Source organism: Cobetia sp. 1AS1, assembly GCF_029846435.1.
GTDB lineage: Bacteria > Pseudomonadota > Gammaproteobacteria > Pseudomonadales > Halomonadaceae > Cobetia > Cobetia amphilecti.
The window spans coordinates 172,496-188,872 of record NZ_JARWKU010000005.1 but is presented as its reverse complement, the minus strand read 5'-3'; the positions used below and the strand labels follow the sequence as shown (position 1 = coordinate 188,872).

Genomic DNA, 16,377 nt, shown 5'->3' with positions numbered 1-16,377 from the left:
GTTAGTACTGTTCAATGCTTGTTCACACCATATCACTACGGCTTGCGTCCAAGACTTTTTCTTCAGCACAAACAGAACCGCCCCAGCATGAGCTGGGGCGGTTCTTGACATCTATCATCTCAAGCGGAAAGCATTCCGCAATGAGTGATGATCAGTCGATAGCCTTGACGTTGGCTGCCTGCAGGCCTTTCTGGCCCTGGGTCACGTCGAAGGAGACCTGCTGGCCGTCCTGCAGGGTCTTGAAGCCATCAGCCTGGACTTCGGAGAAGTGAACGAACAGATCGTCACCACCGTCAGCCGGAGCGATGAAACCAAAACCTTTAGCGTCGTTGAACCACTTAACTGTACCTGTAGCCATGAGAAATTCCTCTCTGATTAGCATGTTTGAAATAACGGGCATTACCCGAAGAGCGTGGGCAAAGCAAAACCATGCATCAAATCAGCGAGGCTTCTCGGGGCGCTCAAGGCGATTTACCGAGCAGCACAGGCGACTGAGTGGTGCGTCTTGCTATCCAACAGGGGCTACATTGCACGCTAACCCATGATCACGTCAAGCCTTTTCGACAATCACTTCACACAGTCGCCAAGCGATGCCACTCCAGCCAGGTCAGAAATCCCCCTTCGGGCAGCTGCAGATTCGGCGCATCGGTCCCCAGCAGCAGGCGGTCTCCCTCGAGCGTGACGCGCCGCACAAGGGTGACTTCATCCCAATCGGCGATCGTGGCCAGCGACAGATGATGGCAGACCTCCTCCCGCTCACTGTCCCACTGCCAGCGCCCACAGTAGGCAAAGCCCTCACGAAAGGCGGCGACCAGCTGATCATCCGTCGGCGCCATCCCCAGAGGCTGACGCTCACAGGACACCAGCTGCACGCTCATATAGCCATTGGCCATGTAATGCAGCTGGCCCTTGCACTCGCCCAGCGGCTCCAGCTCGCGTCCATCCGGCCAGGCATACCAGAAACGCTCGAGCCGCCACGCGCCGATCAAGTCAGGATGCAGTGACAAGGAAGATTGCCGCATGGCCGATTCCTCAAACGGTCGTGATCAGGTGGCGTGCTCGTCCTGGAGTGACGGCGGCTTGACCGGCGGCAAGGGCACAGGCGCCTTGCGTTCCAGCTGGCTGGAGGTCAGTGGCAGCAACAGGCTGAAGCGCGCGCCCTTGAGCGACCTGCCCTTGTCCACCACCACGCTGCCGCCGTGGGAATGCAGGATCTTCTGCACGATGGAGAGCCCCAGCCCGTAGCCGCCGGAGGCACGCGTACGCGAATCGTCCAGGCGCGCGAAGGGCTTGAAGACCTTCTTGCGATCTTCCTCGTTGATGCCGGGGCCATCGTCCTCGACATCGAGCCTGACCACCTGCGGGTCGCTGGTAATGCGCACCAGTACACGGGAGTCCGCGTGCCGGCAGGCATTGGAGACCAGATTCTGCAGCGCCCGCTGCAGATAGCGTGCCTCGGCCTCGACCTCCAGCGCCTCGCCTTCGATGCTCAGCAGCAACTCAGGATGCAGCGGCGCCAGCGTCTCGCAGACCTGCTCCGCGATCTCGCGGCAATCCACCATGCCGAGGTCCAGCTGGATACCGGCGGCATTGTTGAGGCGTGCGTAGGTCAGGATCTCGTCGATCAGCTTGTCGAGTTCCTCGATGTCGCCGTCTGCGCCCTTTATCTGACGCTGGACGAAATCATCATCGACCATGTCCTCGATCATCTGCAGCGCGAAGCGGATACGCGCCACCGGCGTGCGCAATTCATGCGAGACCGCCCGAATCATGTCCTGCTGCGCGCCCAGCAACCCCTGCACCCGCTCGGCCATACCATTGAAGGCCATGCCGAGACGCCCGAGAAAGTCATTGGACTCGATGCGCACCCGCGTATCGAGATAGCCGCCCGCGATGCGGGTCGCGGCCTTTTCCAGACGCGTCAGGCGCGCCTCCAGTGAACGCACCACCAGATAGATGACGCCGCCCAGCAGACTGATGACCGCCAGTATCATGGCGATGATCAAGGCCGGCGGTGTCGTCTCGAAGCCGCGGATGGGCCCGACCTTGAGCATGGCGCGGTCCCCCAGACGAGTATAGAGCGCCATCGCCTGGCCATGACTGGCCACATTGAGCACCACCCGACCGGCCTCCAGGCGACTGGCCTGCTGCGCATCGAGATTCTGCGGAATGTCCGGCAGCAGCGCGAAGGACAGACCGGAGGCCTGCTGCAGCTGGGCCAGCAAGTCGCTGCGTTGCTCGGCATTCATGGGCTGCAGGGTGTCATGCAGCGACACCATCAACCCGCGCAACTGCCGCTCCGCGAGATGCAGCAACCGGAATTCCAGCACTCTCTCTTCGCCCGGCACCGCCATCAGCAGCTGCCAGCCGGCGTCATCATGCGGCCGCACCAGCGGCCGCCCGGCCTCAAGGCGGCGCTGCTCCCACCAGCTGAGGTCAAAGACCGCCGCCGGCGCCAGCAACAACCGCCCATCCAGCAGCCGGGCGGTCCGATTGAGGAAGGCTCCGCGCTCAGCCTCCGACGTGGCCGCGATCTGGCTCACCAGCAGGCGCATCGGCGCCGCGCCCAGACGCGTCTGGTAGGCCTCCAGCCGGACCATGTTGGTCAGCTGAAAGCCGCCCAGCGCGATGCCCAGCGTGAGCACCAATGCCACCAGCAAGGCGACATAGACACGCAGGAAGATGCTGTCGGAGAGAGCCCGGCGCATCGTCTAGAGGTCCTTGACGAACAGGTATCCCTTGCTGCGCACCGTCTTGATCCGCTCGGGATGATTGGGGTCATCGCCAATCTTGGGGCGGATGCGCGAGACACGCACGTCGATGGAGCGGTCCTGGCCGTCGTACTTGATGCCGCGCAGCGCAGAGAAGATTTCCTCGCGCGTCAGCACGCGCCCTGCATTCGAGGACAGCAGCCACAGCAGGTCGAACTCTGCACTGGTCAGTTCGATGCGCTCGCGCGCCAACCACGCCTCACGAGTGGCGTTGTCGATCTCGAGATCATTGAACACCAGGCGTGTCTCTCCGGCGGCCACTTCGGGGCCATCGGCGCGACGCAGCAAGGCCCGCATGCGTGCCAGCAATACACGCGGCTGCACCGGCTTGGGCACGTAGTCGTCGGCGCCCATCTCCAGACCCAGCACCTGATCCATGTCATCGGTACGCGCCGTCAGCATCAGGATCGGTCCGGCGAACTGAGGCCGCACGCGACGACAGATGGACAGGCCATCCTCGCCCGGCAGCATCAGGTCCAGAATCACGATGTCGGGGCGCAGACTGATGATCAGGTCCACCGCCCGCGCGCCGTCATTCTCCACGCTCACGCGGAAGTTGTTGGCTTCGAGGTATTCGCGCGTCAGTGTCGCCAGACGCTCGTCATCCTCAACAATCAATACATGTTCTTGCGCATTGGTATCCAAGGGCATTCCATCCGCATCGTTGGGTCAACGTGGCCAGCAGCTCACAAGCAGTTACTTTCCTGTGCCACGTCGTAACCTTTTCAGGGTGATTTGTCACGAATGATACGCCAATTTGGGCGTTTACGCGCCAGCAGCGCAGGCACCATCTGCATTGACGGAGCGCAGAAAATTTAACACCTGAACTCTTGACATCCCCCAGCGGCAAGGCCGGATTTTCAACCACACCTTACCCACAAGTTATCCACTTGCACGCCCCACCAAACAACACTATCTTGTGTCCAAAATCAGCTCACACCCCATATGTAGGGTTTTGGCGACGTCGACACCCATAGATCATGGCGACGATTGTCAAGCCCCGAAAGCATGAATCAGCGTATGGGAAGGCAGTCACGCAAGGCTGCTGGAACCGTGTCTCATGAACGCTATCAGGCTCAGCCCGGGCGCCGATTGCCCCGCCTGAGCCTGATAGCGTTTCCCGACGACAAGGCTGACGACGACAGAATATCCCCGGGCGCAGGCAGGAATTTCCAGCCTGCGCCCCGATACGAATTGCCCTCGAGCCCTAACGGGCAACGATTCACCTTCAGACGATTCAGGAAGGCGTCATGGATTCCACTTTCAGCACCGATCAGGCGACAGTCGACGTGACTGCCCCCCAGCGCCTGCGCGTCATCAAGCGCAATGGCGATGTTGCGGCCTTCGACGCCAGCAAGATCTCCGTCGCTCTCTCCAAGGCGTTCATCGCCGTGGAAGGCGATCAGGTCGAGTCCAGCTCGCGCATCCGCGACCTGGTTCAGCAGCTGACCAGCCAGATCACCGACGCATTCCAGCGTCGCATGCCTGACGGTGGCACCCTGCACATCGAAGATATCCAGGATCAAGTCGAGCTGGCGCTGATGCGTTCCGGCGAGCACAAGGTCGCCCGTGCCTATGTGCTGTACCGCGATGAGCACGCTCGTGCCCGCAGCGCCCAGAGCGAAGGGATCGCCAAGCCGCACCCGACCATCAACGTCACGCACCTCGACGGCAGCGTGCGTCCGCTGGATCTTGGCCGTATCGAGACCCTCGTCTTCGATGCCTGCGCCGAGCTTTCCAACGTCGATGCCCAGAAGATCGTCGATGACTCCCTGAAGAATCTGTACGACGGCGTGCCGGTCGATGGCGTGTCCACCGCGCTGATGATGACCGCGCGTACGCTGGTCGAGAAGGACCCGAACTACACCTACGTCACCGCCCGCCTGCTGCAGGACAACCTGCGCCGCGAAGCCCTGAGCTTCCTCAAGGTCGCTGACGAGGCCACCTTCGGCGAGATGAAGGACCACTACCCGGTCGCCTTCAAGGCCTACATCGAGAGCGGTATCGCCTTCGAGCAGCTGGACGAGCAACTGGCCACCTTCGATCTGGAGCGTCTCGGCGCGGCCATCGATCACACGCGTGACAACCAGTTCACCTATCTCGGCCTGCAGACCCTGTACGACCGCTACTTCCTGCACCAGAACGACGTGCGCTATGAGCTGCCGCAGGTCATGTTCATGCGTGTCGCCATGGGCCTGTCCCTGAACGAGGAAGACCGCGAAGGTCGTGCCATCGAGTTCTACGAGCTGCTGTCCAGCTTCGACTACATGGCTTCCACGCCGACGCTGTTCAACGCCGGTACCCGTCGCAGCCAGCTGTCCAGCTGCTACCTGACCACCGTGCCGGACGCCCTCGATGGCATCTACGGCGCCATCCGCGACAACGCCATGCTCTCCAAGTGGGCGGGTGGTCTCGGCAATGACTGGACGCCGGTACGTGCGCTGGGCTCCTACATCAAGGGCACAAACGGCAAGTCCCAGGGCGTCGTGCCCTTCCTGAAGGTCGTCAACGACACTGCCGTTGCCGTCAACCAGGGTGGCAAGCGCAAGGGCGCCGTCTGTGCCTATCTGGAAACCTGGCACATGGACGTCGAGGAATTCCTCGACCTGCGCAAGAACACCGGTGATGACCGTCGTCGTACCCACGACATGAACACCGCCAACTGGGTGCCGGATCTCTTCATGAAGCGTGTCTTCGATGACACCGAATGGACCCTGTTCTCGCCGTCCGACTGCCCGGACCTCCACGACCTGTACGGCGCGGCCTTCCAGGCGCGTTACGAGCAGTACGAGGAGATGACCCGTCAGGGCCAGCTGAAGCTGTTCAAGCGCGTCAAGGCGCGTGATCTGTGGCGCAAGATGCTATCCATGCTGTTCGAGACCGGCCACCCGTGGATCACCTTCAAGGACCCGTGCAACCTGCGCAGCCCGCAGCAGCACGCCGGTGTCGTGCACTCGTCCAACCTGTGCACCGAGATCACCCTCAACACCTCCGAGGACGAGATCGCGGTCTGCAACCTGGGCTCGATCAACCTGGCGCAGCACGTCATCGACGGCAAGCTGGATGGCGACAAGCTCAAGAAGTCAGTGCGTACCGCCGTGCGCATGCTCGATAACGTCATCGACATCAACTACTACGCCGTTCCGCAGGCGCGTCGCTCCAACATGCGTCACCGCCCGGTCGGCCTCGGTATCATGGGCTTCCAGGATGCGCTCTACGCGCAGTCCATCGCCTATGCCTCCGAAGAAGCCGTGACCTTCGCCGACGAATCCATGGAACTCGTCAGCTATCACGCCATCGAAGCTTCCAGTGATCTGGCCGCCGAGCGTGGTCGTTACGAAAGCTTCGACGGCTCTCTGTGGAGTCAGGGCATCCTGCCGATCGATTCCATCGAGAAGCTCAAGACCGAGCGTGGCGCCGACTACATCGAGATGGATGAAAGCCAGACTCAGGACTGGGACTACATCCGCGAGAAGGTCCGCACCCAGGGCATGCGCAACTCCAACGTGATGGCGATCGCGCCGACCGCGACGATCTCCAACATCTGTGGCGTCTCGCAGTCCATCGAACCGACCTACCAGAACCTGTTCGTCAAATCGAACCTGTCTGGCGAGTTCACCGTGGTCAACGCCTACATGGTCAACGACCTCAAGGCGCGCGGCCTGTGGGACGAGGTCATGATCAACGACCTCAAGTACTACGACGGCAGCGTGCAGCCGATCGAGCGCATCCCGGAAGACCTCAAGGCGCTGTACGCCAACGCCTTCGAAGTCGAGCCGAAGTGGATCGTCGAAGCCGCCTCGCGTCGTCAGAAGTGGATCGATCAGGCCCAGTCCCTGAACCTGTACATCCAGGGCGTGTCCGGCAAGAAGCTGGACGTGACCTACCGCATGGCATGGTTCCGCGGCCTCAAGACCACCTATTACCTCCGTGCTCTGGGTGCGACCGCCGTGGAGAAATCCACCGTCGATCGCAGCAAGCACAACGCCGTCGGCAATGCACCGACTCCGGCACCTGCTCCCGCGCCTACCCCGGCACCGGAAGCCAAGCCGGAACCGCGCGGCATCGAAGACTTCCTGCAGGGCAAGAGCGGCCAGCGCGCCCCCTCCGCCAGCAACATCGATGAGTTGGGCTGTGAGGCCTGTCAGTAAGAGATTGCGCCAGACCCGAGTCCGCTGACGCTGACTCACCGCCTGCCAGGACACACCTTGCAGGCGGATTGCGGCAAATCCACAAGACCGAGCCCCGCTCGGTCTTGTGCCGCCACCAACAATCACTGCCTCCTGACATTCCCTCGAAACAAGCCCGGGCCTGACTCCCTGTGGGAGCCACGCCACTCGATGGCGCTCGCGTCGTAGAACGCACCGCCCCTGCCTTTTCGTCACGCTGACTGCCCGCGTGACCATCACCGAACACGAGGAACGCAACATGCTGAACTGGGACGATTTCCACGAAGACGAAGCCCCCGCTGCCGAGAAGCCGGCGACGGCCAAACCGGCGCCGCAGGCCGAAGCTCCCGCCGCTGCCCCGGCGGCTGACGCTGTCGTCGCGAGCGAGAACAGCGAAGGCTACGCGATCAGCGATGCCGAGCGCATCGCCCGCGCCCAGCAGGCGCTGGACGATCTCGACGTGGCCAAGGGTCTGGAAGAACTGGAAATGGGTGCCCAGCGCATTCAGGTCGACGAGAAGCGCATGATCAATGCGCGCGCCGACGTCAACCAGCTGGTGCCCTTCAAGTACGACTGGGCATGGCAGAAGTACCTCGACGGCTCCGCGAACCACTGGATGCCGCAGGAAGTGAACATGAACGCGGACATCGCGTTGTGGAAGAGCCAGGACGGCCTGACCGAAGACGAGCGTCTGATCGTGATGCGCTCGCTGGGTTACTTCTCCACTGCCGACTCGCTGGTCGCCAACAACCTGGTGCTGGCCGTCTACAAGAACATCACCAACCCGGAGTGCCGCCAGTACCTGCTGCGTCAGGCCTTCGAAGAGGCGATCCACACCCACGCCTACCAGTACTGCATCGAGTCACTGGGCATGGACGAAGGCGAAGTCTTCAACATGTACCGTGAAGTGGACTCCGTGGCGCGCAAGTCCGCCTGGAGCCTCAAGCACACCCAGGCGCTGGCGCGTGCCGACTTCCACACCGGCACACCGGAAGCGGACCAGGAATTCCTGCGCAACCTGATCGGCTTCTACGCCGTCACCGAAGGCATCTTCTTCTACTGCGGCTTCTCCCAGATCCTGTCCATGGGTCGTCGCAACAAGATGACTGGCGTCGCCGAGCAGTTCCAGTACATCCTGCGTGACGAGTCCATGCACCTGAACTTCGGCATCGACGTGATCAACCAGATCAAGGTCGAGAACCCGCACCTGTGGACCGCCGAATTCCAGGACGAAGTCACCCAGATGATTCTGGAAGGCACCCAGCTCGAGATCGAATACGCGCGTGACACCATGCCGCGCGGCGTACTGGGCATGAACGCGGCCATCATGGAGGAATACCTCCACTTCATCTGCAACCGTCGCCTCGCGCAGCTGGGCCTCAAGGAGCAGTTCCCGGGCGCCAAGAACCCGTTCCCGTGGATGTCCGAGATCATCGACCTGCGCAAGGAGAAGAACTTCTTCGAGACGCGCGTCACTGAATATCAGGTCGGCGGTGCCCTGAGCTGGGATTGATCGCTGATCACTCCCTCTCCCAGAGACAGGCACGCGACTGACGCCTGCCTCTGCTGAGCACCCCAACGGGCCATGTCATTGATATGGCCCGTTTTTGCGTCCAGCGCCCGCACAGGGTAGGCTTCGCGCCGTCCCGACTCTCCCCGGCTTCACGTGAAAGGAACGAACATGCAACTCGGTATCATCGGACTCGGCCGCATGGGCGGCAATATCGCTCGTCGCTTGATGCGCAATGGCCACGAAGTGGTCGCCCATGATCGTGACGCGGCAATCGCCCAGTCACTGGTCGCCGACGGTGCGACGCACGTCGATAGCCTCGTGGAACTGGTTCAGCAGCTCGAGGCGCCGCGCGCCGTCTGGGTCATGCTGCCGGCTGGCGAGATCACCGAGCAGACCATCGCCACGCTTGCCGAGCTGATGGAAGCCGGCGACACCATCATCGATGGCGGCAACACCTTCTACAAGGACGACATCCGCCGTGCCACGGCCCTCAAGCTGAAGGGCCTGAACTACGTCGATGTGGGCACTTCCGGCGGCGTGTGGGGCCTGGAGCGCGGCTACTGCATGATGATCGGCGCCGAGAAGGCCGTGTTCGAGCATCTCGAGCCGCTGTTCGATACCCTCGCCCCGGGCTATGGCGATCTCGAGCGCACCAAGGGCCGCAACGCCCCGGATGAGCGCGCCGAGCGCGGCTACATCCACGCCGGTCCGGTCGGTGCCGGTCACTACGTGAAGATGGTCCACAACGGCATCGAGTACGGCCTGATGCAGGCCTACGCCGAGGGCTTCGAGCTGATGCAGAGCAAGGGCTCCGACGCCCTGCCGGAAGATCAGCGCTTCGACCTCAATCTGGCCGATATCGCCGAGGTGTGGCGTCGTGGCAGCGTGGTGTCTTCCTGGCTGCTCGACCTGACCGCCCAGGCACTGGCCGGTGACGAGCGTCTGGACCACTACAGCGGTGCCGTCTCCGACAGTGGCGAAGGCCGCTGGACCGTCGATGCCGCCGTCGAACAGGGTGTCGCGGTGCCGGTGCTGGCCAATGCGCTGTTCTCGCGCTTCAGCTCGCGCAAGGAAAACACCTACGCCAACCGCCTGCTGTCGGCGATGCGCTTCGGCTTCGGTGGCCATGTCGAGCCGCCCAGGAAAGACTGAGCGCCTGCTCTGACACGCCAGACGTGAAACGCCCCGCTCATGGTGATCATGAGCGGGGCGTTGTCGTTTGCGGGGCCTGCTGGCAGAGCGGTGGAGTGTCAGCTGCCCTTTTTGCCAGCCCTGTCAGCCATCTGTGTCAGCCACTGGCGTTATCGAACGCCGCCAGCGCCATCCACCGGCGTCAGCGTCATCTGCTGACCGCGCATGTTGATATCGAACTCCCCCAGGAAACTCATACCCAGCAGCACCACCTCATCGTGCATGCCCGGCACGATGGCCCCGCGCACCTCGCGCTGGCTGAGTCCCGCCAGACTGACGGCATCCAGTGTGGTCAGGGCGCCGTGGCTGACGCCATTGGCGGTGGTGAAGCGCGCATCCCGCCCGCGTGGCAGCTGCAGGCGCTCGGCCAGCGCGTCGGACACCGAGACATAGGTGGCGCCGGTATCGAGCAGGAAGGTGACCGGCTGATCATTGATCGTGCCGGGGGCCACGAAGTGCCCGGAGCGATTGCGCGACAGCGTCAGTGGCTCGCCAGATGACAGCGACTGGCCAGCCAGCGAGGCATTGGGCCGGGTGCGCTCATCAAGCTGGCCCTGAAACCACCACACCAGCATGGCGAGAATCAGCGCCCAGCACAGCACCAGCATGCCGACACCATAACGGCGGGTCGCGCCGCCCCCTGAATCACTCATCCACCACCACCCCGCAACAGCAGACGCAGGCCGACGGCGCACAGTGCGAAGCCGAGAATCAACGGCACCCCGATCAGCCAGGCGCGCGTTCCCGGCAGGCTGGCCTCATGCGGGGCGTCGAGGCGATAGACCAGCGCCACGCTCTCCCCCACGGCGGGTGTCGGCGAGGGCACCGCCAGCGGCGAGATAATCTCGTGCCAGCCATCACGCTGATCCTGATAGCGCACCACGGGCGCATACTGGATCGACTCGATATTGAAGCGCCCGCCCGGCGGCAGGCCCGCCATCGCCAGGGCCTCATCCTCGCTGAGCCTGCCGCCCTTGGGCAGATGGATAGGGCCACGCCCTTCGACGTGCAGCGTGCGGTCGTGGTTGATGACCTCGCCCATCACCTGTGCGCTGTTGCGGGCGAAGGACTGCGCCTGCTGCCAGCGATAGCCACCGAGCAGCAGCAAGGCGATGCCGATGATGATCAGTCCCCAGGTCAACGCCATGCGATGCCTCCTTGTGGTCGGTGCCATCATGCACGACGCGGTGTCGAGGTACGGGCCTGGACGTCGTCGCTCACGTCATGGGCCACGCCCTGCTCGTGTCCGCCGGCCGCTTCCAGCCTCTCGCTCAGCGCCTCGAACTGGCGCCAGCGCGCATGCGCCAGCGGCGTGACACCTTCGGCGTCCGCCAGATTGACGTCGGCACCGTGGGCCAACAGCTGCTCGACGACCCGTTGATAGTCAACGCCGCCATCCCCCAGCAACACGGCCTCGATCAGTGCCGTCCAGCCGAGCGTATTCTGGTGATTGACGTCGACATCGGTCTCCTCGAGCAGCTGACGGCAGATATCGGCATGACCACGCTCACTGGCCGACATCAGCGCAGTGGAAGAGAAGCGATTGAGCACCGTCGCCGAGGCGCCATGCGCCAGCAGCCGGCTCAGACAGCGGCCATAGCCGAGCGCGGCCGCGGCCAGCAGGGGCGTGTCGTGCAGGGCATCGGTCTGCTCGCAGTCGGCGCCGGCGGCCAGCAGAGCCTCCACCGCCTCCGGCTGATTGGCCTGCACCGCGACCAGCAATGGCGAGCGCCCGCGATAATCCACGTCATTGACTCGCTCGTGCGCATCGGGAGCGGCCAATGCCTGCGCCAGGCCCTCCAGATCGCCATGCTGAGCACACATTGTCATGTCCTTCATCACCACCTCCTGACGCCCGGCAACGGATGCTTACTCTCTGACAGCCTATGCGATCCTGAGCGTGACCGTTAGCCCCGCCAGCGTTCAATCGGCGCCTTGAGCATCGCCGATCAGGCATGGCGCGACGAATGACAGGCAAAAAAAAGCGCTCCCGAAGGAGCGCCAGTTCGTCATCACCGCAGGGCGCGGCAGACGAGACTCAGAAACGAAGCCCGTCCGGCTGCCAGCCGGACACCGTCAGAATACGGTGTCGTCCTGGCCGCGCCCAATCATCTCTCGGGATGGCTGTGATAGCGCTTAGCTATCAAGACAAGACCGCCGATAAACGAAGCGGCGCCCTGTCACTCCGTCGGCTGTGCCCCGACCAGCGGGGAGCTCGGCAGCCAGACGCGTGCCGCCAGGCCGCCCAGGCTGGAGCGCTCCAGTGCCAGCTCGCCCCCGTAGAGCGCCATCAGATCATCGACGATCGCCAGTCCCAGACCGGAACCGGAGCGTCCCTCATCAAGACGCGCCCCACGCCCCAGCGCGGCAGCACCCTCTTCTTCATTCATGCCGGGGCCATCATCCTCGATGATCAACAGCACGCCGCCATCGCGGGTCTCGCTGCTGACGCGCACCTGCTGACGAGCCCACTGCAAGGCGTTCTCGAGCAGGTTGCCGACCATTTCCTGCAGATCCTGCGGGTCGACCCGCACGCTGGCGTCGTCCTCCAGCGCCAGACTGAGCGTGATGCCACGCCGGCTCGCCAAGCGCCCGAGTCCCTCGAAGACCGGCCCCGCCGCCTCACGCAGGCTGATGCGCCCGCTGAGATGCGCGCCACCGGCGGCACTGGCACGCGCCAGGTGGTGGCGCACGGCTTCATCGATGCGCTTGAGCTCGGCGTCGATCCGCGCACGGTCCTCGCCGTCGAAGCGCTCGGACTGCGCCTTGAGCACGCTGACCGGCGTCTTGAGGGCATGCGCCAGATTGCCGGCCGCCGCACGCCCACGCTCGATCAAGCGCTGATCTCGCTCGAGCACGGCATTGATGGCGCGGGTCAGCTCGGTCAACTCCGGCGGCAGGCGGGTCTCTTCCAGCCGTTCCGCCTCGCCATCGGCGACCTTCTTGAGGCGAGCCCGCAGGCGCCGCAGAGGCGCCAGCCCCCAGCTGATCTGCGCGGCAGAGCCGCACACCAAAAGCGATGCCAGCGCGACCAGCGCACCCGCCAGCAGCCACTCGAAGCGCGCGACCTCGGCGTCGACCTCGCTACGGCTGGCCGCCACCATCACGTGCAGTGGCTGGTTGCGGCCGGGCAGGCGGATATCGCGCTCGAGGGAGCGCAGCACCTGATGGCGCGGGCCCTTGAGGTCACGGCTGATGATGACGCCCTTGTCCATGTCTTCCAGCGGCGGCAGGCGTTGGTCCCACAGCGAGCGCGACGTCAGCACATTGCCGTTGCGATCGGAAATCTGCCAGTACCAGCCCGAATAGGCCTGATCGAAGCGTGGGTCGCCCAGCGAGCGGGTCAGGCCGGGGCGGCCCTTCTCGCGGTCGAACTGGATGGCGGCGATCAGCACCTTCGACAGCGACAGCAGGCGCTGGTCGAAGGCGGTAGTCACGGCGTCACGGAAGCTCCAGGCCAGACCGAGTCCAGTCAGAGGCATGACGATCAAGGCAATGACCAGCGAGCCGCCCAGCAAGCGGCGGCCGACGGACAGTGGCTTCATGCGTCGCTGCCATCCGCCGGCGTCTGTGTCTCGGCGTCCGGATCACGCAGACGATAGCCACGCCCGCGCAGCGTCTCGATGCGCTCGGCCCCCAGCTTGCGGCGCAGACGGCTGATCTGCACATCGATGACATTGGAATCGGGTTCGTGGTCGCGGTCATAGACATGCTCGACCAGTTCAGAACGGCTGACCACGCCAGGCACGGCGTGCATCAGGTGCATCAGCAGGCGCGTTTCCTGGGCGGTCAGCGACACGGGGCGCCCCGCCAGGCTGACGGTACCGCCGTGGGTGTCACAGGCCAGATCGCCCAGCTTGAGCACGGGGTGGGCATGGCCGCGTGAGCGACGTACCAGGGCGCGCAGACGGAAGATGACCTCGGCGGTCTCGAAGGGCTTGGTGACGTAATCATCGGCGCCAGCAGAGAAGCCGGCGGCCTTGTCAGACCAGCGCTCGCGCGCGGTCAGCACCAGCACCGGCACCTCGATGCCGGCTTCCCGCCACTGGGCCAGCCAGCGCGTGCCATCGCCGTCCGGCAGGCCGAGATCCAGCACTACGGCATCGTAGCTCTCGGTCTGGATCAAAAAGTCGGCGTCTCCCCCGGTGGTGGCATGCTCGACCAATACATCGGCTTCCCCCAGGCGCGCCATCAGCGCTTCGGCCAACGGCATGTCATCTTCAACCAGCAATATCTTCATCGATTCTCGAGCTCCTGACGCAAGCGGCGTTCTACCGGTGGCGCAATGGACAATGGCACTAGCATACCGTTCCTCAGGGCCGCCAGGCACCCTCGGCGCCCTTGTCACAGCCTGCGCTGGCACTGCCTGGCCTGGCCACTGCCTGCCTCGTCCTACTGACTCTCGACCTCGGCATTGGCGCCGTCAGTCACGAGCGGCGCATCGTCCGTCTCGGGCAAGGGCCTGGTCAGGGGCTTGGTCAGAGGCTCAGACAAGGAACCGCTGCCAGCGCGACGCATGGCATCCAGATTGACGCCGCGCACCTCACGCAGGCTGCCATCCGAGGCACGCACGGTGAATCTGGCCATCTGGCCCTGCGGCCCGAGCATCTCGACCTCATAGATCAGCTCGCCATGCGTCTCTTCGAGTTCCACCTCGACCACCTGCCCCAGCCAGTCGCGCTCGAGGCTATCGAGCAGCTCGGACAACGAAATGACACGTCCGGCGGCGACTTCGTCGTGCAGGCTGCGCCAGCGCTCGCTGTCACACAGCGCATGCGGCGGCAGTGCCAGTGCTCCGACCAGCAGGCTCCCGAGCCCGAGGCACAGCCAGACATAGCGTTGCCGCCATTGACTGCCACGCGCTGCACGGGCGTCTGGCTGAGCCTTGTGGGGAGTCTGCATGAAGAGGAACCTCGTGAATGACGGCGGGGCTGGTGTGCGCCGGGGGTGGGCGCTTGCGCATGGCGCTCAATCTAGCAACGGAATGTGCAATCAAACCTGCGTTGGAACAACGCGGACCAACCCGAGAGCAACCACTGACCCTGTGATGCAGAGACTGACAGGAGGCAATGAACCTCAGATGAATTCACGTCTCAGCGTCGCGCAAGGTCGCCTGGCCCACAGTGAGTGCCATGCCCAGCCATCCTTGAGGAGGGTGTCATGTCCCCATCAGCCGCGTCCCGTATTGCTCCCGCTCGTGAATCAGACTCCGCATCCCGGCAGTCGCCGTCCTCGGCCGCAGGCGCCGCCCCGTCGCGCTTCTGGCTCGCCAGCCGCGCAGTCCAGCACTGGCGACACGGCCTGGGCGTCAGCGCGCTCGGCCTGATGCTGGGCTCGGCTCCCGCCTATGCCAATGGCATCGAGGACCTGCCGGTGCGCCATCAGCTGTCGGCGGCAGAACTCTCGACCGCAGGGCTCTCTGCAAATGGGCCCTCGACCAGCGAGCACTCAGATGACGGCAAGGCGCACGCCACGCTCGGCGATGATGCTGGGGATAGCACGCTGGACACGGCTGCCACCCGCACAGCCGGAAAGCCTGCGACAGATAACTCTGAGGCCGCGACTACTCAAGGGCTCGCGCCAGAGCTGCTCACGCAGATGATGATCCACGCCAGTCGCAAGGGCATGATGGAATTCAGTACGATGGATATCCGCGACGATCATGTTCAGTTCACGGGCTGGGGGCATAATGGGTGGCAGATGGAACTGGCCATCAATCTCGCCGATGGAGAATTCATCAGCGAAGCGCTGCGTCAGAGTGATTCCGCGCCCGGCGACAAGGCCATCGATGGCGACAGCATGCGCCAGACCTTGAATTTTGCCGCTGTCGACGGCATCAAGAGTGTACAGAGCGTCGAAGTCGCTGCGCACGCCATCCAGATTCACGGGCGCGATGCGCAAGGCAGGCCGCAACGGATGACATTGAACATGCCGCTGCCGGGCAACGCTTTCAACCTCGCCGCCAGCGTATCCATGAATCCGGATTACCGGCCGTGAACTGATCGACCCGCTTGACCAGCCGCCGTGCCTTGAAGTGGTTCAGGGACTGAACCCGACATCCAGCGCTGGATCAACGCCGAAGCCGCTTGACGGCAACGATGCCAACTTCGATGCTGAACGAGTCAATCGGCCGCCCGATGCCATCAAGCGCCTCATGCAAAAGTGCGTCGCATCGAGCCCCACTTACCCATCCCCCGGCCCAGAGCACGAATGCCCGTTGCGCCGGGAGGGCAATACCCCTGTTTCCTGACCCGATATCCCCGACCACCCACTTTCACCTATCGGGTCATCCTCGCCCGGCCTGACGGCCCGGCTCTATCGTGGAGAAGACACATGCAAGGCCAACAGCACAACACTCTGTGGAACCAGGCTCGCCAATGGCAGGCCAATGCAGGCAACCAACGCCCCTCCAATGGCCTGTCCGGCCTCAAGCTGGTCGCCGCCTGGCTGATCGGTGGCGTGGTCATGATCTTCAGCCTGTTCGCGGCGCTGGTGATGATGGTACTCGGCATCATCATGCTGCCCTTCATCCGCCGTCGCATGAAAAAGCGCATGAGCGAGATGCAGCAGCGCATGCAGGAGGCCCAGGACAAGGCCAGTGGCCGCCAGAACTACTCGCGTGATGCCACGCGTGAAGACGGCAGCAGCACCGAGACGCTGGACGGTGAGTACCAGGTCAAGGAATAAGCCCTGACGCCAGAGACCGCTGAGCGTCTCACATTGGCCGATTCGC

Annotated in this window: 15 protein-coding genes; 5 read left to right on the top strand and 10 right to left on the bottom strand. The window is 63.7% G+C overall.

Going from position 1 to position 16,377, the window contains the following annotated elements:
- Positions 1-151: 151 nt before the first annotated feature.
- From QD280_RS10890 to QD280_RS10875, 4 genes are all read right to left on the bottom strand, one after another.
- The gene (locus tag QD280_RS10890) at positions 152-358 is read right to left on the bottom strand and encodes a cold-shock protein (protein ID WP_043333698.1); all 207 of its coding nucleotides are present in this window, start codon (positions 356-358) and stop codon (positions 152-154) included.
- 214 nt (positions 359-572) lie between these two features.
- On the bottom strand, positions 573-1,022 hold the full coding sequence (locus QD280_RS10885; RefSeq protein ID WP_054555292.1) for a lipocalin-like domain-containing protein: 450 nt from the start codon (positions 1,020-1,022) through the stop codon (positions 573-575).
- Positions 1,023-1,046: 24 nt separating this feature from the next.
- A complete protein-coding gene (locus tag QD280_RS10880; RefSeq protein WP_279839218.1) occupies positions 1,047-2,708 on the bottom strand; it encodes an ATP-binding protein in 1,662 nt (553 codons plus the stop codon).
- Positions 2,709-2,711: 3 nt separating this feature from the next.
- A complete protein-coding gene (locus QD280_RS10875) occupies positions 2,712-3,422 on the bottom strand; it encodes a response regulator (RefSeq protein ID WP_043334706.1) in 711 nt (236 codons plus the stop codon).
- 599 nt (positions 3,423-4,021) lie between these two features.
- On the opposite strand from QD280_RS10875, the gene QD280_RS10870 reads away from it, so the two are divergent.
- From QD280_RS10870 to gnd, 3 genes are all read left to right on the top strand, one after another.
- Complete coding sequence (locus tag QD280_RS10870; RefSeq protein ID WP_054555290.1) at positions 4,022-6,922, top strand: ribonucleoside-diphosphate reductase subunit alpha; 2,901 nt, start codon at positions 4,022-4,024, stop codon at positions 6,920-6,922.
- Positions 6,923-7,199: 277 nt separating this feature from the next.
- Positions 7,200-8,453 (top strand): ribonucleotide-diphosphate reductase subunit beta, encoded by a 1,254-nt coding sequence (locus QD280_RS10865; protein ID WP_043334709.1) that lies wholly within the window; start codon positions 7,200-7,202, stop codon positions 8,451-8,453.
- Positions 8,454-8,621: 168 nt separating this feature from the next.
- Positions 8,622-9,605 (top strand): phosphogluconate dehydrogenase (NAD(+)-dependent, decarboxylating), encoded by a 984-nt coding sequence (gene gnd / locus QD280_RS10860; protein ID WP_043334711.1) that lies wholly within the window; start codon positions 8,622-8,624, stop codon positions 9,603-9,605.
- A gap of 149 nt (positions 9,606-9,754) precedes the next feature.
- On the opposite strand, the gene QD280_RS10855 is transcribed toward gnd, so the two are convergent.
- The 6 genes from QD280_RS10855 to QD280_RS10830 form a co-directional block, all read right to left on the bottom strand.
- Entirely contained in the window at positions 9,755-10,297 is a 543-nt protein-coding gene (locus tag QD280_RS10855) for a retropepsin-like aspartic protease (protein WP_279839217.1), read from the bottom strand.
- Complete coding sequence (locus QD280_RS10850) at positions 10,294-10,791, bottom strand: hypothetical protein (protein ID WP_192838632.1); 498 nt, start codon at positions 10,789-10,791, stop codon at positions 10,294-10,296. The genes QD280_RS10855 and QD280_RS10850 overlap by 4 nt, the downstream gene beginning before the upstream one ends.
- A 26-nt stretch (positions 10,792-10,817) precedes the next feature.
- Positions 10,818-11,483 carry an ankyrin repeat domain-containing protein gene (locus QD280_RS10845; RefSeq protein WP_052384714.1) on the bottom strand — a complete coding sequence of 222 codons (666 nt, stop codon included), beginning with the start codon at positions 11,481-11,483 and terminating at the stop codon, positions 10,818-10,820.
- Positions 11,484-11,824: 341 nt separating this feature from the next.
- Positions 11,825-13,189, bottom strand: coding sequence for a HAMP domain-containing sensor histidine kinase (locus tag QD280_RS10840; RefSeq protein ID WP_131431216.1), 1,365 nt, complete (start codon positions 13,187-13,189; stop codon positions 11,825-11,827).
- The gene (locus tag QD280_RS10835) at positions 13,186-13,884 is read right to left on the bottom strand and encodes a response regulator transcription factor (RefSeq protein ID WP_043334723.1); all 699 of its coding nucleotides are present in this window, start codon (positions 13,882-13,884) and stop codon (positions 13,186-13,188) included. The genes QD280_RS10840 and QD280_RS10835 overlap by 4 nt, the downstream gene beginning before the upstream one ends.
- A 152-nt stretch (positions 13,885-14,036) precedes the next feature.
- Positions 14,037-14,546: a hypothetical protein gene (locus QD280_RS10830; protein ID WP_064503321.1), complete on the bottom strand. Its 510-nt coding sequence runs from the start codon at positions 14,544-14,546 to the stop codon at positions 14,037-14,039.
- A 258-nt stretch (positions 14,547-14,804) separates the two neighbouring features.
- On the opposite strand from QD280_RS10830, the gene QD280_RS10825 reads away from it, so the two are divergent.
- Both QD280_RS10825 and QD280_RS10820 read left to right on the top strand, forming a co-directional pair.
- Positions 14,805-15,641, top strand: coding sequence for a hypothetical protein (locus tag QD280_RS10825; RefSeq protein ID WP_279839216.1), 837 nt, complete (start codon positions 14,805-14,807; stop codon positions 15,639-15,641).
- 336 nt (positions 15,642-15,977) lie between these two features.
- Positions 15,978-16,331 carry a hypothetical protein gene (locus tag QD280_RS10820; RefSeq protein WP_052384715.1) on the top strand — a complete coding sequence of 118 codons (354 nt, stop codon included), beginning with the start codon at positions 15,978-15,980 and terminating at the stop codon, positions 16,329-16,331.
- The last annotated feature ends 46 nt before the right edge of the window (positions 16,332-16,377 follow it).

What these genes read in the sequence shown, in the direction of transcription:
- QD280_RS10890 (WP_043333698.1), bottom strand. Translation starts at nt 358, where the DNA reads ATGGCTACAGGTACAGTTAAGTGGTTCAACGACGCTAAAGGTTTTGGT.
- QD280_RS10885 (WP_054555292.1), bottom strand. Translation starts at nt 1,022, where the DNA reads ATGCGGCAATCTTCCTTGTCACTGCATCCTGACTTGATCGGCGCGTGG.
- QD280_RS10880 (WP_279839218.1), bottom strand. Translation starts at nt 2,708, where the DNA reads ATGCGCCGGGCTCTCTCCGACAGCATCTTCCTGCGTGTCTATGTCGCC.
- QD280_RS10875 (WP_043334706.1), bottom strand. Translation starts at nt 3,422, where the DNA reads ATGCCCTTGGATACCAATGCGCAAGAACATGTATTGATTGTTGAGGAT.
- QD280_RS10870 (WP_054555290.1), top strand. Translation starts at nt 4,022, where the DNA reads ATGGATTCCACTTTCAGCACCGATCAGGCGACAGTCGACGTGACTGCC.
- QD280_RS10865 (WP_043334709.1), top strand. Translation starts at nt 7,200, where the DNA reads ATGCTGAACTGGGACGATTTCCACGAAGACGAAGCCCCCGCTGCCGAG.
- gnd (WP_043334711.1), top strand. Translation starts at nt 8,622, where the DNA reads ATGCAACTCGGTATCATCGGACTCGGCCGCATGGGCGGCAATATCGCT.
- QD280_RS10855 (WP_279839217.1), bottom strand. Translation starts at nt 10,297, where the DNA reads ATGAGTGATTCAGGGGGCGGCGCGACCCGCCGTTATGGTGTCGGCATG.
- QD280_RS10850 (WP_192838632.1), bottom strand. Translation starts at nt 10,791, where the DNA reads ATGGCGTTGACCTGGGGACTGATCATCATCGGCATCGCCTTGCTGCTG.
- QD280_RS10845 (WP_052384714.1), bottom strand. Translation starts at nt 11,483, where the DNA reads ATGAAGGACATGACAATGTGTGCTCAGCATGGCGATCTGGAGGGCCTG.
- QD280_RS10840 (WP_131431216.1), bottom strand. Translation starts at nt 13,189, where the DNA reads ATGAAGCCACTGTCCGTCGGCCGCCGCTTGCTGGGCGGCTCGCTGGTC.
- QD280_RS10835 (WP_043334723.1), bottom strand. Translation starts at nt 13,884, where the DNA reads ATGAAGATATTGCTGGTTGAAGATGACATGCCGTTGGCCGAAGCGCTG.
- QD280_RS10830 (WP_064503321.1), bottom strand. Translation starts at nt 14,546, where the DNA reads ATGCAGACTCCCCACAAGGCTCAGCCAGACGCCCGTGCAGCGCGTGGC.
- QD280_RS10825 (WP_279839216.1), top strand. Translation starts at nt 14,805, where the DNA reads ATGTCCCCATCAGCCGCGTCCCGTATTGCTCCCGCTCGTGAATCAGAC.
- QD280_RS10820 (WP_052384715.1), top strand. Translation starts at nt 15,978, where the DNA reads ATGCAAGGCCAACAGCACAACACTCTGTGGAACCAGGCTCGCCAATGG.